This is a genomic window from Neorhizobium galegae (assembly GCF_021391675.1).
Classification (GTDB): domain Bacteria; phylum Pseudomonadota; class Alphaproteobacteria; order Rhizobiales; family Rhizobiaceae; genus Neorhizobium; species Neorhizobium galegae_B.
In genome coordinates this window covers 1,015,440-1,030,674 of the sequence record NZ_CP090095.1, presented here as the reverse complement: position 1 = coordinate 1,030,674, position 15,235 = coordinate 1,015,440, and the positions used below count along the sequence as shown (strand labels likewise).

The following is a 15,235-nucleotide window of genomic DNA, read 5'->3' as shown; positions in this document are numbered from 1 at the left end:
CGAGGCAAAACCGATGAACACGCGCCCCCAATTCATCGCGGGGACATCCCTCGCGCAACTCCCACCTCAGATTTACTACGTTCATCCCCTGATGCTGAGGGGGCTCGACGCGTGGCGAGAGGTTTTTGCGCATGCGAGGGATCTCGGTTTCGACACGGTGCTGACGGCGCCGCTTTTTGAGCGGGGCCACAATGCGAGCGTCTTCGTGACGAAGGACTTCGACCGGCTCGACCCTGAGCTTCAGATCGGCGCCTCCGTCCAGGACGGGATCAAGGCCCTGATCCGGGCGGCGCGCGAAAGCAAGATCAAGCTGATGCTCGACCTCGTGGTCGATCGGGTCGCCGTGGATGCGGAACATGCCGGACCGATCCCCGCCGATCCGCGTATCGCGCCGCGGGACAGCTGCAGCCGTGGCATCGACTTCATGAGCGAAGCCCGCCATATCGAGGATTGGCGCAATCGGATGGCACAGCTTGCCGGCCTCGGGATTGCCGGTTTCCGCTGCCTCGGCATCGGCCGCCTGGCGCCGGAAGCCTGGTATGACCTTATCGTGTCGACACGCAAGACCGTGCCGGAAACCACCTTTCTGGCTTGGACGCCGGGCACCTCCTTCGAGGATCGCCGGGCGCTGGAGGGTGCCGGTTTCGACGGCAGCTTCTCGTCGCTCGCCTGGTGGAACCTGGAGGAACGCTGGATCCTCGACGAATACCAGATCCAGCGGCAGCTCGGTTATCAGGTCACGTTTCCGGAAGCACCTTTTGGCAAACGCATCGCCCATGGCACCGACAGTTGCGAAGTGCTGCAGAGGAAGGCAATTCGGTCGCTGAAGCTCGCATCCACCTTCGCCAGCGGGCTGATGATCCCGATGGGCTTCGAATTCGGCGCTGCGACGCCGCTCGACCCGCTGTTTGGCGACGGAATGGGCCTCAGGGGCCTGCGCGAGCAGGGATCGTTCGATCTCTCGGCCGATATCCGGAGCGTGAACGCCGGCACCAACAAGACGGCGGCCGGCTTTGCCCGCCAGCCGCTCCGTCTCATCTCCACCAGCCAGACGCCGGCCGTGGCGCTGATGCAGACCGACCGGGAAGACCTTCGTACCGCCCAGAAGGTGCGTGTCGTGGTTCTGAACCGGGATCTGCGCCGCTCCGTGGCCGCTCCCTTCAACGCGCTTCGTGAGGCCGCCGCGCCCTTTCTGCCGCTCGAAGCGCCGGAGGCGGATGGCGAAGCCTTTGCCGCACAGCTCAAGCTGAAACCCGGCGAGATCAGGATATTCGAGGGCCGGTCGTCGGTGCCCATCGTCGATGCCGTGCCTGTGCCGGCCGTGGACAAGGCGACCGCTTCGCCACGCCTCGCGATCGAGAAGATCACGCCTTCCGTCGATGACGGCCGTTTCGTGGTCAAACGGGTCGTCGGCGAGACGGTGACGGTCGAGGCTGATATCTTTGGCGACGGCCACGATCCGCTGGCGGCAGCGCTGCTTTGGCGCGCAGCCGACGAGACCGAATGGACCGAGGAACGCATGCAGCTCGTCCTCAACGATCGCTGGAATGCGGAATTCACTCTGAAGCGCATGGGCCGCCACGAGTTCCTGATCGAAGCCTGGCGCAATCCCTTCGCGATCTTCCGCTATGAATTCGTGAAGAAACACGAAGCGCGGCTCGATCTGAGGCTGGAAATCCAGGAGGGCATCAACCTCGTTCTCGATGCGCTGGACAATTCCTCCGGCAGGATCAAGACACGGCTGAAAGCCCTGTTCGACAAGCTGACCGAGGTGCAAGACCCGCAGCGCACGGAAATCCTGCTGGCGCCCGAGACCGCCGATCTGATGGCGGAAGCCGACCGCCGGCCGTTCAAGGTCCGCTCGCAGGCGATCCAGGTCGATGCGGAGCGTATCGCTGCCGGTTTTGCCAGCTGGTACCAGATCTTTCCCCGCTCGCAGAGCGGCGATCCCAGCCGGCACGGCACGTTCGACGACGTCATCAAGCGGCTGCCCGATATCCGCGACATGGGCTTCGACGTCCTTTATTTTCCGCCCGTCCACCCGATCGGCAAGACCAACCGCAAGGGCAAGAACAACTCGCTGAACCCCGCGCCGGACGATCCGGGCAGCCCCTATGCGATCGGCTCGGAAGAAGGCGGTCATGACGCGATCCATCCGGAGCTCGGCACGTTCGAGGACTTCCGCCGGCTGGTGGATGCCGCCCAGGAAGAAGGCCTTGAAATCGCGCTCGACCTCGCGATCCAGGCTTCGCCCGATCATCCGTGGCTGAAATCACATCCCGGCTGGTTCGACTGGCGGCCGGACGGGACGATCCGTTATGCGGAAAACCCGCCGAAGAAATACGAGGACATCGTCAACGTCGATTTCTACGCCCATGACGCGATCCCCTCGCTCTGGGTCGAGTTGCGCGACGTCGTGCAGAAATGGGTCGACAATGGCGTCAAGCTGTTTCGCGTCGACAATCCGCACACAAAACCTTTCCCGTTCTGGGAGTGGCTGATCGCCGACATCCGCGCGCGGCACCCGGATGTGGTCTTCCTGTCGGAGGCCTTCACCAAGCCGAAAGTCATGTACCGGCTCGCCAAGGTCGGCTTCTCGCAGTCCTATACCTATTTCACCTGGCGCAATGCCAAGTGGGAGCTCGAGCAATATATGCGCGAGATCACCACCGAAGAGCCGAAGGAATTCTTCCGGCCACATTTCTTCGTCAACACCCATGACATCAATCCGGACTTCCTGCAGAACGCGCCGCGGCCGGCCTATCTGATCCGCGCCGCGCTCGCCGCGACGCTGTCCGGTCTCTGGGGCGTCTATAACGGCTTCGAGCTTTGCGAGGGCCGGCCGGATGCCAAGCGCAAGGAATATGCGGATTCGGAAAAATACGAGATCCGCGCCTGGGACTACGACCGCCCCGGCAACATCAAGGGCGAGATCACCCTGCTCAACCGGCTCCGCCGCGAGAACCCGGCGCTGCATTCGCATCTCGGCCTGCAGCTTCTCACCGCCTGGAATGACAACATCATGTTCTTCGAGAAGGCGAGTGCCGGTCGCGAGAACGTCCTGCTGATCGCAATCAACCTCGATCCGCACAATGCGCAGGAGGCGGATGTCGAAATACCGCTCTGGTCGTGGAACCTCCCGGACCATGGCGCACTTGACGTCGAAGACCTGATCACCGGCCAAAAGTTCACCTGGACCGGCAAGATGCAGAGGCTGCGGCTCGATCCCCATTGGGGCCTGCCCTTTGCGATCTGGCGTGTGAGATAGGGGAGGAAAGCAAAAAATGGATATGACGAGTGCAAACCGGGGCCAGGGGCAGAACCAGGCACAGATGAATGACGGCGATCCGTTGTGGTACAAGGACGCCGTCATCTACCAGCTCCACATCAAATCGTTCTTCGATGCGAATGGTGACGGGATCGGCGATTTTCAGGGCCTGCACGAGAAGCTCGACCATATAGCATCGCTCGGGGCGAACGCGATCTGGCTGCTGCCCTTCTTCCCGTCGCCGCGCCGCGACGATGGATACGACATCGCCGACTACGGCAATGTCAGCTCCGACTACGGCACGATCGAGGAGTTCCAGGCCTTCGTCGAGGCAGCGCACCAGCGCGGCATCCGGGTCATCATCGAGCTCGTCATCAACCATACCTCCGACCAGCATCCGTGGTTCCAGCGGGCGCGGCATGCGCCGGCCGGCTCTCCGGAGCGGGATTTCTACGTCTGGTCGGATACGGACCAGAAGTTCCCCGAAACCCGGATCATCTTCCTCGACACGGAAAAATCGAACTGGACCTGGGACCCGGTCGCCGGCGCCTATTACTGGCACCGCTTCTATTCCCACCAGCCGGACCTCAACTTCGACAATCCGCAGGTGCTGGAGGAGCTGCTCGGTGTCATGCGCTTCTGGGCGGATACTGGCATCGACGGGTTCCGGCTGGACGCTATCCCCTATCTCGTCGAGCGCGAGGGCACGAACAACGAGAACCTGCCCGAGACGCACGAAATCCTGAAGAAGATCCGCGCCTCGCTCGATTCCACCCATCCCGGCAAGATGCTGCTCGCCGAAGCCAATCAATGGCCGGAGGACACGAACGAGTATTTCGGCAATGGCGACGAATGCAACATGGCGTTCCACTTCCCGCTGATGCCGCGCATGTACATGGCGATCGCCAAGGAAGACCGTTTCCCGATCACCGACATCATGCGCCAGACGCCGGAAATCCCGGAAAACTGCCAGTGGGCGATCTTCCTGCGAAACCACGACGAGCTGACGCTCGAAATGGTGACCGACGAGGAGCGCGACTACCTCTGGAACATCTATGCCGCCGACCGCCGCGCCCGCATCAATCTCGGCATCCGCCGCCGTCTTGCGCCGCTGATGGAGCGAGATCGGCGCCGCATCGAGCTGATGAACGCGCTGCTTCTGTCCATGCCCGGAACGCCGGTTCTCTATTACGGCGACGAGATCGGCATGGGCGACAACATCTATCTTGGCGACCGCGACGGGGTGCGCACCCCGATGCAATGGTCGCCGGACCGCAATGGCGGTTTCTCCAAGGCCGATCCGGCCCGGCTCGTCCTGCCGCCGGTGATGGACCCGCTCTATGGATACGAGGCGGTAAATGTCGAGGCGCAAGGCTCTGACGCCCATTCGCTGCTGAACTGGACCCGGCGCATGCTTGCGCTGCGCAACAAGCACTCCGCCTTCGGTCGCGGATCGCTGAAATTCCTGACGCCGGGCAATCGCAAGATCCTCGCCTATCTGCGGGAATACAATGGCGAGACGATCCTCTGTGTTGCCAATCTCTCGCGCCTGCCGCAGGCAGTGGAACTCGACCTGGCGCATTTCGCCGGCCGCGTGCCGATCGAGCTTTCGGGCATGTCGCCCTTCCCGCCGATCGGCCAGCTGACCTATCTCCTGACCCTGCAGCCGTTCGGCTTTTTCTGGTTCCAACTCGTGGCCGAAGCCGACGGCCCGGTCTGGCGCAAGGAGCCGCCGGAGCAGTTGCAGGACATGGTGACCATGGTGACCCGCCGCGACCTGCAGGAACTGGTCGACGAGCCCCGGCTTGCCGCAACGCTGTCCAACGAGGTTCTTCCCGCCTATCTCGGCAAGCGCCGCTGGTTCGGCTCCAAGGGCGAAGTCCTGACAGGCGCCACGCTGGTCGCGGCAACGCCGATCGCCTTTGCCAACAACATCCTGCTCGGTGAACTCGAGGCGGAGGTGGATGGCCACAAGGACACCTATCTTTTGCCGCTTGCGGTGTCCTGGGATGATGCACAGCCCACCGCGCTCGCCCAGCAGCTCGCGCTTGCCCGTATCCGCCAGGGCCGCCGTGTCGGCTTCCTGACCGACGGGTTCGCCATGGAGGGCCTGGCGCGCGGCGTGATGCGTGGCCTCGGCGAGCGTTCGGTGATTTCCGGTCGCGCCGGCACATTGGAATTCATCGGTACAGAGAGTCTCGACAGCCTGACGGTCCACGACGACATGGCCGTCCGTTGGCTCTCGGCCGAGCAATCCAACAGTTCGCTTATTTTGGGCGACCTGGCGATGGTGAAGCTCATCCGCCATGTCTTTCCCGGCGTGCATCCGGAAGTCGAAATGACCCGATATCTGACCAATGTCGGTTATCAGAACACCGCGCAACTGCTTGGCGAGGTCGCCCGCACGGCCCCGGACGGCAACAGATACACGCTGATTATCGTGCAGAGTGCGATCCGCAATCAGGGCGACGCCTGGAACTGGATGCTCAGCAACCTGCGCCGCGCCATCGACGAAATCGTCGTGACCGGCCTTGAGGGCGAGGTGGTGGACGAGCATTTCAAGCCGTTGGTAAACTTGGTCGCGACCATCGGCAAACGGCTGGGCGAGTTGCATGTGGCACTCGCTCAGGCGACCGACGACCCGGACTTCCAGCCGGTCCGGGCGACGGCGGCGGATGCCAAAAAATGGCGCGAGGCCGTCACGGGCCAGATTTCCCACAGCCTGGCGATCCTCGAAAAGACGGTCCAAGGTCTGGATTCGGATATCGCCATCGAGGCAAAAGCGCTCCTCGACCGCCGCGACGACCTTCTCGGCCTCGCGACGCACCTCGCGAGCGCGGTGAAAGGCACGCTGATGACCCGCAACCATGGCGACTTCCATCTCGGCCAGATCCTGGTCGCGGAGGGCGACGCCTATATCATCGACTTCGAAGGCGAACCGACCCGCGACCTTACCGAGCGTCGTGCCAAGACCAATCCGCTGCGCGACGTCGCGGGGCTTTTGCGGTCGCTGAGCTACCTCGCAGCCTCGGCCGACCTCGACCGGGAAATCGTCAGCGAGGTGGACGACGCGCGCCATCGGGAGCTCGTCGCCCGTTTCATCGAGATGGCGGAACCGGCCTTCCTCGATGCCTATTTCGAGGCGACCGAGAATTCCGAGGCGCTGCGCATCCCGCAGGAGGCTCGCACGCGCATCCTCGATCTCTTCCTGCTTGAAAAGGCCGCCTACGAGATCGCCTACGAAGTGCGCAGCCGTCCGCACTGGCTTCCCCTCCCGCTTGCCGGCTTCTCGGCGATCGCATCCCGACTTCTGGAGAACGTCTCATGAGATACGAGCGCACAGACCTGATGATCGGCACCGTCCGCGAGGGCTTGGCAGCCCTGGTCGAAGGACGGCACGGAGACCCGTTCTCGATCCTCGGACGCCATCAATACGGCAACCTGACCGTGGTCCGGGCGCTGATGCCCGGAGCGCTGTCGGTCGACGTGGTGGAGGCCGATACCGGCAAGGTGCTGGCCGAACTGGAAACCATCCATGAAGGCGGACTGTTTGCCGGGGTGACCGGCAGCACGACGCCCTATTTATTTCGGATCCACTGGCCGGACGCCATCCAGGAGATGGAAGATCCCTATTCCTTCCCGCTGCTGCTCGGCGATCTCGACCTGCATCTGATCGGCCAGGGCACGCACTACGATCTTGGCCGGACGCTCGGCGCCATCCCGATGGAGGTCGAAGGCGTCGAGGGCGTGCGCTTTGCGGTGTGGGCGCCGAATGCGCGGCGTGTCTCGGTCGTCGGCGATTTCAACGCCTGGGACGGACGGCGCTACCCGATGCGGCTTCGCACGCAGGCCGGCATCTGGGAACTCTTCCTTCCGCGCCTCACCCATGGCGAACGCTACAAGTTCGAAATCCTTGACGGAAACGGCAACCTGCTGGCGCAGAAGGCCGATCCGGTGGCCCGCTCCAGCGAGGCAGCGCCGTCAACGGCATCGATCGTCGCCTCCTCCAAACCCTTCCGCTGGAGCGACGAGGACTGGATGCGCCGGCAGCGCACTGAGCGCGCCCGCGAAGGCGCGATGTCGATCTACGAGGTGCATCTCGGCTCGTGGCTGCGGATCGCCGAGGAAGGCAACCGCCATCTCGACTGGGTCGAACTCAGCCAGCGGCTGATCCCTTACGTTCAGAACCTCGGCTTCACCCATATCGAAATGCTGCCGATCATGGAGCATCCGTTTGGCGGCTCCTGGGGTTATCAGCCGCTCGGGCTGTTTGCGCCGACCGGACGTCACGGCACGCCGGAAGATTTCGCCTATTTCATCGATCGCTGCCATGCGGCGGGCATCGGCGTCATCCTCGACTGGGTGCCGGCGCATTTCCCGACCGACGTCTGGGGTCTTGCCAAGTTCGACGGCACGCCGCTCTACGAGCATGCCGACCCGCGCGAAGGTTTCCACGGGGATTGGAACACGCTGATCTACAATCTCGGCCGCAACGAGGTGAAAGGTTTCCTGATCGCCTCGGCGCTCGAATGGCTGGAGCACTACCATGTCGATGCGCTGCGCGTGGATGCGGTCGCCTCGATGCTCTACCGCGACTACAGCCGCAAGGAGGGCGAATGGATTCCCAACCAGTATGGCGGGCGCGAAAACCTTGAAGCCGTCGAGTTCTTCAAGCACCTGAACAGCATCATCCATGACCGCTGCCCGCACGCATTCACGGCGGCGGAGGAATCGACCGCCTGGCCGGGCGTCACCAAGGCGACCGAAGAGGGCGGGCTCGGCTTCGACTTCAAATGGAACATGGGCTGGATGCACGACACGCTGCATTACATGCAGGACGATCCCGTCTACCGGAAATACCAGCATGGAGCGATGAGCTTCGGAATGATCTATGCCTATTCCGAACGCTTCATCCTGCCGCTCTCCCATGACGAAGTGGTGCACGGCAAGGGCTCGCTGGTGGCCAAGATGCCGGGCGACCACTGGCAGAAGCTTGCCAACCTGCGCGCCTATTACGGCTTCATGTGGGGCCATCCCGGCAAGAAGCTGATGTTCATGGGCGGCGAACTGGCGCAGGAGACCGAGTGGAACCATGACGGCTCGGTCGTCTGGGACCTGCTGGACAGCCCCGACCACGCAGGCGTCCAACGGCTGATCCGCGACCTGAACACGCTCTATGCCCAGGAACCCGCACTGCAGTTCGGCGACCTACACCATGAAGGCTTCGAATGGGCGGTGGCCGACGACGCCGAGAATTCCGTCTATGGCATGCTGAGGAGCAGCGAAGACCGGTCATCGCATGTCCTTGTCGCCTCGAACCTCACGCCCATGCCGCGACACGGCTACCGCATCGGGGTCCCGGCGGAGGGACGCTGGGAGGTGGTGCTGAACACCGATGCCGCGCTTTATGGCGGGTCCAATCTGGGGCAATCGGAAGCCTGGACGGAACGTGCGCCGGCGCATGGGAAGGCGTTTTCCATACAGGTGGTGCTGCCGCCGCTGGCGACGGTGTTCTTGCGGTGGAAGGGGTAGGTTTTACGGCAGCATCGTGGGCGAGGTTCTTCCAAAGCGTCGTCGTTCTGTGAGGCACCCCCCCCTCTGCCCTGCCGGGCATCTCCCCCACAAGGGGGGAGATTGGCCAGAGGCGGGCTCTCCGCTTCCCATCTAAATGCGAGCCGATTCCCATTGAAAAGTTGAGCTCGGTTCCTGCCATGAATGACGACATGATTGAGCCGGTAGGGCAACTCCATCCGATCTCCCCCCTTGTGGGGGAGACACCCGGCAGGGCAGAGGGGGGTGCCACGGCAAACGGCGCGGCCTAAGGTTTTCCGGTGGCTTCGCCTATTCCCCCCGCCAGCCATCCTGATAGATCACCTTGTCCACACCCGCAAAACGCCCGACCCGCAACAGCTCCGCCTCCAGTTTCTCCAACCGCCCCGCCGAAGCCCGCACGCCCTTTTCCATCCACAGCCTCTTCACATCCAGCGTGCCGGACTTGCGGTCCGCCTTCATGTCGATGCGGCCGATCATGCGGTCGCCTTCGAGCAGCGGGAAGACGTAGTAGCCGTATTGGCGCTTCGGCTCCGGCACGAAAACCTCGATCCGGTAGAAAAAGTTGAACAGCCGCTCGGCACGATCGCGGTTACGCAGGAGCGGATCGAAGGGACTCAGCACGCGCACGCGGGCGGGCGGTTCGGGGATCTCACCCAGGTTTTCAGGGAAGCCGAGGAAGGCGAAGGAGGGGCGCGGGCGGCTGCCGTCCGCCGTCTCGATCAGCACTTCCGCCAGTTCGTCCCGATGGGTCTTCACCCAATCCTTGGCCTCGTCCGGCGTGACGAGATCGAAGAAGGCGGCAAGTTCTCCGGAGGTCGCAAAACCGAGGCGGGTCATGGCGCCGCGGCAGGCCCAGTCGATGAACGCCTCGTGGCTGACCTCCGGCTCGTGATGCTGCGGCGGGATCACCCGTTCCATCAGGTCGTAGATCTTCTGGAAATTGACGCGGCCGGCGATCGCCAGCTTGCCGGTGTGCCAGTAATATTCGAGCGCCGTCTTGTTCGGGTGCCAGTTCCACCAGCCGCCGGACTTGTGACCTTCCTGCTTCATGTCGCGGGACATGATCGCGCCGTTTTCGGCGATGTGCTGGAAGGTTTCTTCGAAGGCTGCGTCGAAGCCCTCGCCGTGCCATTTGCGCCAGCGTTCGGCAAGGATCGGCTCGCGGCGGCGAAAACGGTGTTTCCAATAGCGGAAGAAGCTCGCCGGGATGATCGAGGCATCGTGCGTCCAGTGTTCGAACAGCTCGCCGTCCTTTTCCAGAAGCGCGGTCAGGTGTTCGCGCCGGTAGGTCTGGTTGCGCGAAAACAGGATCATATGATGGGCGCGCTCGACGGTGGCGATACTGTCCACCTGCACGAAACCGAGATCGTCGATGAGCTGTAGCAGGCCGGCTTTGGTCAACGCGCGGCCGGGCGGTTCGCAGAGCCGCTGCCGTTCGAGGAAGATCTTGCGGGCCTGATCGTTCGGAATGAGAATCGCCATGGCATCTAGACTAGGATGTCACTGCCAAGGATTCAATGTTCACGTTCGGTTCCGCATTCCCCTTCCCCATCTTCCGGTCTATAGACCGCTGAACAGCGAGGGACAGGCTTGGATATCCTTTTCGAACAGGCAGAAGCGCGTTTCGAGGGACGCACCGTCGTCCATCCGCTGACGCTTCGCTTGAGCGAACGGCGGATCGGCGTGATCGGCCTCAACGGTTCCGGCAAGACGACGTTCGCGCGGATGATCAACGGGCTGGTGCTGCCTGCCGCGGGCCAGGTGACCGTCAACGGGTTCGATACGGTGAAGGGCGGCGACAGGGTTCGCGGCCAGACAGGCTTCATCTTCCAGAACCCGCAGAACCAGATCATCCTGCCAATCCTGAAGGAAGATATCGCGCTGGGGCTCAAAAGCCAAAAGCTCTCGAAGGCGGACACGGAGGCGGCGGTCGAGGCCGTGCTTGCCCGTTTCGGCATCGCCCATCTTGGCGAGCGGCGGGCGCATGAACTCTCCGGCGGCGAATTGCAGCTCGCCGCGCTCGCCTCGGTTCTGGTCACCCGTCCGGACATCCTGATCATGGACGAACCGACCAACCAGCTCGATCTCCGGAACCACGGTCTGGTGGAGCGGACGATCCAGGGCCTCGACGAAAACGTCATCGTCATCAGCCATGACCTCGGTCTGATCGCCCAATTCGACCGGGTTCTGCTCTTCCACGAAGGCCGCCTCGCCCATGACGGCGCGCCGGCGGAGGTCATCGCCCGCTATCGCGAGCTTGCGGCATGAAGACGCTCTATGTGGAGGGCAACACGTTTCTGCACCGGCTTTCGCCGCGGACGAAACTTCTCGGCCTCGCCGTGACCAGCCTCCTCCTTTTCCTCATCCATTCACCGGCGGTTCTTGTCGTCGCTGCCATTCTCGGCGGCATCGTCTACGCATCGCTCCGGCTCGGATGGCGCCAATCCTGGCTCCGGCTGCGGACGATCCTGCTGACCATCGCGGTCGTGGCGCTCTTCACGCTCGTCCTCAACGGGCAGCACGATGCGCTGGTCGTCGTCACACGGCTGACGGCGCTCGCCCTCCTCGCCGCCGCCGTGACGGCGACCACGAGTACCGGCGATTTCATCGACGAGGTCACCCGCCTTGCCATGCCGCTCGAACGTTTCGGGTTCGTCAAGGCCGCGGATATCGGGCTTTCGATCGGCCTCGTCATCCGTTTCGTGCCGGAAATCCTCAGCCGTTACCAGGCAATCCGCGACGCGCACCGCGCCCGCGGACTGAAGGTCCGGCCGCTGACGCTGGCGGTGCCACTGATCATCCTGACGCTCAAAAACGCCGACGAGATCGCCGCCGCCATTGACGCACGTGGCATCCGGGCGCAGAAATAACCTCATATGACAACCAGGGAACCGCATAGCATGACCACCCGTGATCTCGTTCTGGCCGCCCTTTTCGCCGCCATTATCGTAGCGCTCGGCCTCGTGCCGCCGATCATGCTCGGCTTCATTCCGGTGCCGATCACGGCGCAGTCGCTCGGCGTCATGCTGGCGGGCGTCATCCTCGGCGCCAAGCGCGGCGGGTTCGCGGTGATGCTGGTCCTGCTGCTGGTCGCGATCGGCCTGCCGGTTCTATCGGGTGGACGCGGCGGCCTTGCCACCTTCGCCTCGCCGACCGCCGGTTATCTCGTCGGCTGGTTCTTCGCAGCCGTCGTCACCGGTTATTGCTCCGAGCGCTTCGTCGATCGTTCGCAGAGCGGCATCGTGCAGATCACCGGATTTTTCCTCGCAGCCCTGCTCGGCGGCGTGGTTGTGGACCATGCGCTCGGCATCTTCTATCTCGCCTATGTCACGGGCACCGGGCTTGCGACCGCCCTCATCGGCGACCTCTCCTTCGTTCCGGGCGATGTGCTGAAGGCGATGATCGCGGCACTTGCGGGCCGCGCGGTGATGGTCGGCTATCCGCTGCTGCCGCAACGGGCCTGATCGCCGCGTCCAATCAATCCAGGAACTGATAGAGCCAGTCGCGCAGATCTTCGGGGAGCGGCACCGGTTCCCTGCTTTCGGGGTCGCAGGTCATCCAGACGATCTCGGCTTCCGCGACGGCCTCATCGCCCCGCAGCATATGGACGAGGAAACCTGCCGACTTTCCGCCGATCTTGCTGACGCCGATGTGGGTGTGGACAACATCGCCCAGCTTCAAGGCCGAATGGAACGTGCAGGTGATCTTGCCGATCCTGAAGAACGGATCGTCCTTCTGCGGCTTGCGGCGGCGCCAGAATTCCGTGACGGCCTCTTCCGCCCGCACGACATAGGACGACCGGAACATCTCCCCGTTCATGTCGACATCGCGGAAAGGAACCCGGAATTCCTGTGACTTGACTGACTCTTTGGCCACGATACCCTCTGGGTTGCACCCAATCATGTAAGACCATTCTTTCAAGCTAAACAAGCGCAAGAGCAAGGGGTTGCGGCTTGAAAAAGTCAGCTTTCTGCGCCATGTCGGAGAGGTCCAGACCGGACTGACCCTCACGAGGCCGCCGCATGACCACGCGCCTTTACGAACACAAGATCTTCCTCGAACATCGCACGCCCGAAGGACATCCCGAACGAGCCGACCGGCTGCGCTCGCTGGCGATTGCGCTGGAGCATCCGAATTTCGGCAGGCTCGACCGGAAGGACGCTCCCCAGGCCAATGAGGACGCGGTTCTGCTCGCCCATCCGGAGGAGCATCTGCGCGCCGTCATGCGCGAAATCCCGGAGGAGGATACGATCCGCCAGATCGAGGCGGATACCTATGTGGGGCCGAAAAGCTTTCAAGCCGCGCTGACCGGGATCGGCGGCGCGATGGCGGCCGTCGACGACGTGGCGACCGGCAAGGTCGACAACGCCTTCGTCGCGGCGAGACCCCCCGGCCATCACGCGGAAAAAGACAAGGCGATGGGTTTCTGCCTGTTCAACAACGCCGCGATCGCCGCCCGCCATGCGCAGCAGAAATACGGAATGGAGCGCGTTGCGATCGTCGACTGGGACGTGCATCACGGCAACGGCACGCAGGACATCTTCTGGGACGATCCGTCGGTGCTGTTCTGCTCGACGCACCAGATGCCGCTCTATCCCGGCACCGGCGCCAAGGACGAGACCGGCACCAAGAACAACGTGGTCAACGCGCCGCTTTCGCCCGATACCGGCAGCGAATATTTTCGCGAGGCCTTGAAGAGCCGCGTGCTGCCGGCGCTCGACAATTTCCGGCCGGATTTCATCATCATCTCCGCCGGCTTCGACGCGCATCACCGCGATCCACTGGCGCAGATCAATCTCGTCGGCGACGACTTCGACTGGGCGACCGGCCGGTTGATGGAGATCGCCGGCAAATATGCCGGCAACCGTATCGTCAGCCTGCTCGAGGGCGGATATGATCTGGAAGGGCTCGCCGAATCGGCGGGCATGCATATCTGCAGACTGATGAAGGGATAGACGATGACCGACAACACCGAGACCCTCGATGTGAGCGGCTATTCCTTCGAGAAGGCCGTCGCCGAACTCGAAAGCATCGTCGCGCGGCTGGAACGGGGCGACGTGGCGCTCGACGAATCGATCGCCATCTACGAGCGCGGCGAAGCGCTGAAGAAACATTGCGAAAAGCTGCTGACGGCCGCCGAAAACCGCATCGAAAAGATCCGCCTCGACCGGGCCGGCAAGCCGCAGGGCGTCGAACCGCTCGACGGCGAGTGACCGCCACAGCCTAAAACCAAAGTCTTACAACCTTCGCAAGGATTGCGTCATAAACCGATTGACGCACTGGGACCGCCTCCCCATGATAGCCACCATCTAAGTGGTTACTTTGGGAGGAGACCATTATGAACTTCGGCGTGAAGTCCAGTAAAATCAATCTCATGTTCGTGGCGACACTTGCCGTTTCGACGGCATTTTCCGCCGCCGGCGCGAAGGCTGCGGAATTCATCAACGTACTGACCGGCGGCACGTCGGGCGTGTATTATCCGCTCGGCGTGGCGCTTGCGGAAATCTACGGACAGGGGATCAAGGACGCGCGCACCCAGGTGCAGGCGACCAAGGCTTCCGTCGAAAACCTCAACCTGCTGCAGGCAGGCCGCGGCGAAATCGCCTTTTCGCTCGGCGATTCCGTCCAGGAAGCCTGGAAGGGCAACAAGGAAGCAGGCTTTCCCGCCAAGCTCGACAAGCTGCGCGGCATCGCCGCCATCTATCCGAACTATATACAGGTGGTCGCCAGCGCCGAATCCGGCGTGAAGACGCTTGCCGATCTCAAGGGCAAGAGCCTTTCGGTCGGGGCGCCGGCTTCCGGCACGGAACTTAATGCCCGCGCCATCTTCACGGCCGCCGGCATGTCCTACAAGGATCTCGGCAAGACCGAATACCTGCCATTCGCGGAATCCGTCGAGCTGATCAAGAACCGCCAGCTCGATGCGACGCTGCAATCGGCAGGCCTCGGCGTCGCATCGATCCGCGACCTTGCGACCTCGCTGAAGATCAACGTGGTGGCGATCCCTGCCGCCGAGGTCGCCAAGATCGGCGCGCCTTATGTCTCGGTGAAGATCCCGGCCGGCACCTATGAGGGCCAGACCGCGGATGTCGAGACCGCCGCCGTCGGCAATTTCCTGATCACCCATTCCGGTGTTTCGGACGAGACCGTCTACCAGATGACCAAGCTGCTGTTCTCCAACCTGCCGAAACTTTCCGCCGCGCATGCCGCCGCAAAGGCGATCGACGTGAAGAAGGCGCTGGAGGGCATGCCGGTGCCGCTGCATCCGGGCGCGGAGCGGTATTACAAGGAAGCCGGGTTGATGAAGTAAACGGGCGAGGATGAGAGCGATTTGCCCCTCATCCGGCTGCCGCCACCTTCTCCCCGTCTTCACGGGGAGAAGGACTTATGCCGCAACTGTATCCGTCCCCCGCC

11 protein-coding genes are annotated in these 15,235 nt (G+C 63.0%); 9 read left to right on the top strand and 2 right to left on the bottom strand.

Annotated features, from left to right (window positions below):
* The first annotated feature begins 13 nt into the window (after positions 1-13).
* From LZK81_RS04955 to glgB, 3 genes are read left to right on the top strand one after another with little or no spacing between them, the layout of a single operon-like run.
* A complete protein-coding gene (locus LZK81_RS04955) occupies positions 14-3,268 on the top strand; it encodes an alpha-1,4-glucan--maltose-1-phosphate maltosyltransferase (protein WP_233955374.1) in 3,255 nt (1,084 codons plus the stop codon).
* A 22-nt stretch (positions 3,269-3,290) separates the two neighbouring features.
* Positions 3,291-6,596 carry a maltose alpha-D-glucosyltransferase gene (treS, locus tag LZK81_RS04950; RefSeq protein WP_418936493.1) on the top strand — a complete coding sequence of 1,102 codons (3,306 nt, stop codon included), beginning with the start codon at positions 3,291-3,293 and terminating at the stop codon, positions 6,594-6,596.
* Positions 6,593-8,800: a 1,4-alpha-glucan branching protein GlgB gene (gene glgB, locus LZK81_RS04945; protein WP_233955373.1), complete on the top strand. Its 2,208-nt coding sequence runs from the start codon at positions 6,593-6,595 to the stop codon at positions 8,798-8,800. The genes treS and glgB overlap by 4 nt, the downstream gene beginning before the upstream one ends.
* Positions 8,801-9,109: 309 nt before the next feature.
* On the opposite strand, the gene LZK81_RS04935 is transcribed toward glgB, so the two are convergent.
* Positions 9,110-10,303, bottom strand: a complete 1,194-nt coding sequence (locus tag LZK81_RS04935; RefSeq protein WP_233955372.1) for a winged helix-turn-helix domain-containing protein — start codon at positions 10,301-10,303, stop codon at positions 9,110-9,112.
* Positions 10,304-10,411: 108 nt separating this feature from the next.
* On the opposite strand from LZK81_RS04935, the gene LZK81_RS04930 reads away from it, so the two are divergent.
* The 3 genes from LZK81_RS04930 to LZK81_RS04920 are packed head-to-tail and all read left to right on the top strand — an operon-like array spanning position 10,412 to position 12,285.
* On the top strand, positions 10,412-11,089 hold the full coding sequence (locus LZK81_RS04930; protein ID WP_046603444.1) for an energy-coupling factor ABC transporter ATP-binding protein: 678 nt from the start codon (positions 10,412-10,414) through the stop codon (positions 11,087-11,089).
* Positions 11,086-11,691, top strand: a complete 606-nt coding sequence (locus LZK81_RS04925; RefSeq protein WP_233955371.1) for an energy-coupling factor transporter transmembrane component T family protein — start codon at positions 11,086-11,088, stop codon at positions 11,689-11,691. The genes LZK81_RS04930 and LZK81_RS04925 overlap by 4 nt, the downstream gene beginning before the upstream one ends.
* A gap of 30 nt (positions 11,692-11,721) precedes the next feature.
* A complete protein-coding gene (locus LZK81_RS04920) occupies positions 11,722-12,285 on the top strand; it encodes a biotin transporter BioY (protein ID WP_233955370.1) in 564 nt (187 codons plus the stop codon).
* Between the two features lie 13 nt (positions 12,286-12,298).
* Here the strand turns inward: LZK81_RS04920 and LZK81_RS04915 are convergent, their stop codons facing one another.
* Complete coding sequence (locus LZK81_RS04915; RefSeq protein ID WP_233955369.1) at positions 12,299-12,697, bottom strand: acyl-CoA thioesterase; 399 nt, start codon at positions 12,695-12,697, stop codon at positions 12,299-12,301.
* 146 nt (positions 12,698-12,843) lie between these two features.
* Between LZK81_RS04915 and LZK81_RS04910 the strand changes: the two genes are divergently transcribed.
* The 3 genes from LZK81_RS04910 to LZK81_RS04900 all read left to right on the top strand — a co-directional run bounded on the left by LZK81_RS04910 (position 12,844) and on the right by LZK81_RS04900 (position 15,131).
* A complete protein-coding gene (locus tag LZK81_RS04910) occupies positions 12,844-13,776 on the top strand; it encodes a histone deacetylase family protein (protein WP_233955368.1) in 933 nt (310 codons plus the stop codon).
* A 3-nt stretch (positions 13,777-13,779) separates the two neighbouring features.
* A complete protein-coding gene (locus LZK81_RS04905) occupies positions 13,780-14,034 on the top strand; it encodes an exodeoxyribonuclease VII small subunit (RefSeq protein WP_007757495.1) in 255 nt (84 codons plus the stop codon).
* 161 nt (positions 14,035-14,195) lie between these two features.
* Entirely contained in the window at positions 14,196-15,131 is a 936-nt protein-coding gene (locus LZK81_RS04900) for a TAXI family TRAP transporter solute-binding subunit (protein WP_046603561.1), read from the top strand.
* Positions 15,132-15,235: the final 104 nt, after the last annotated feature.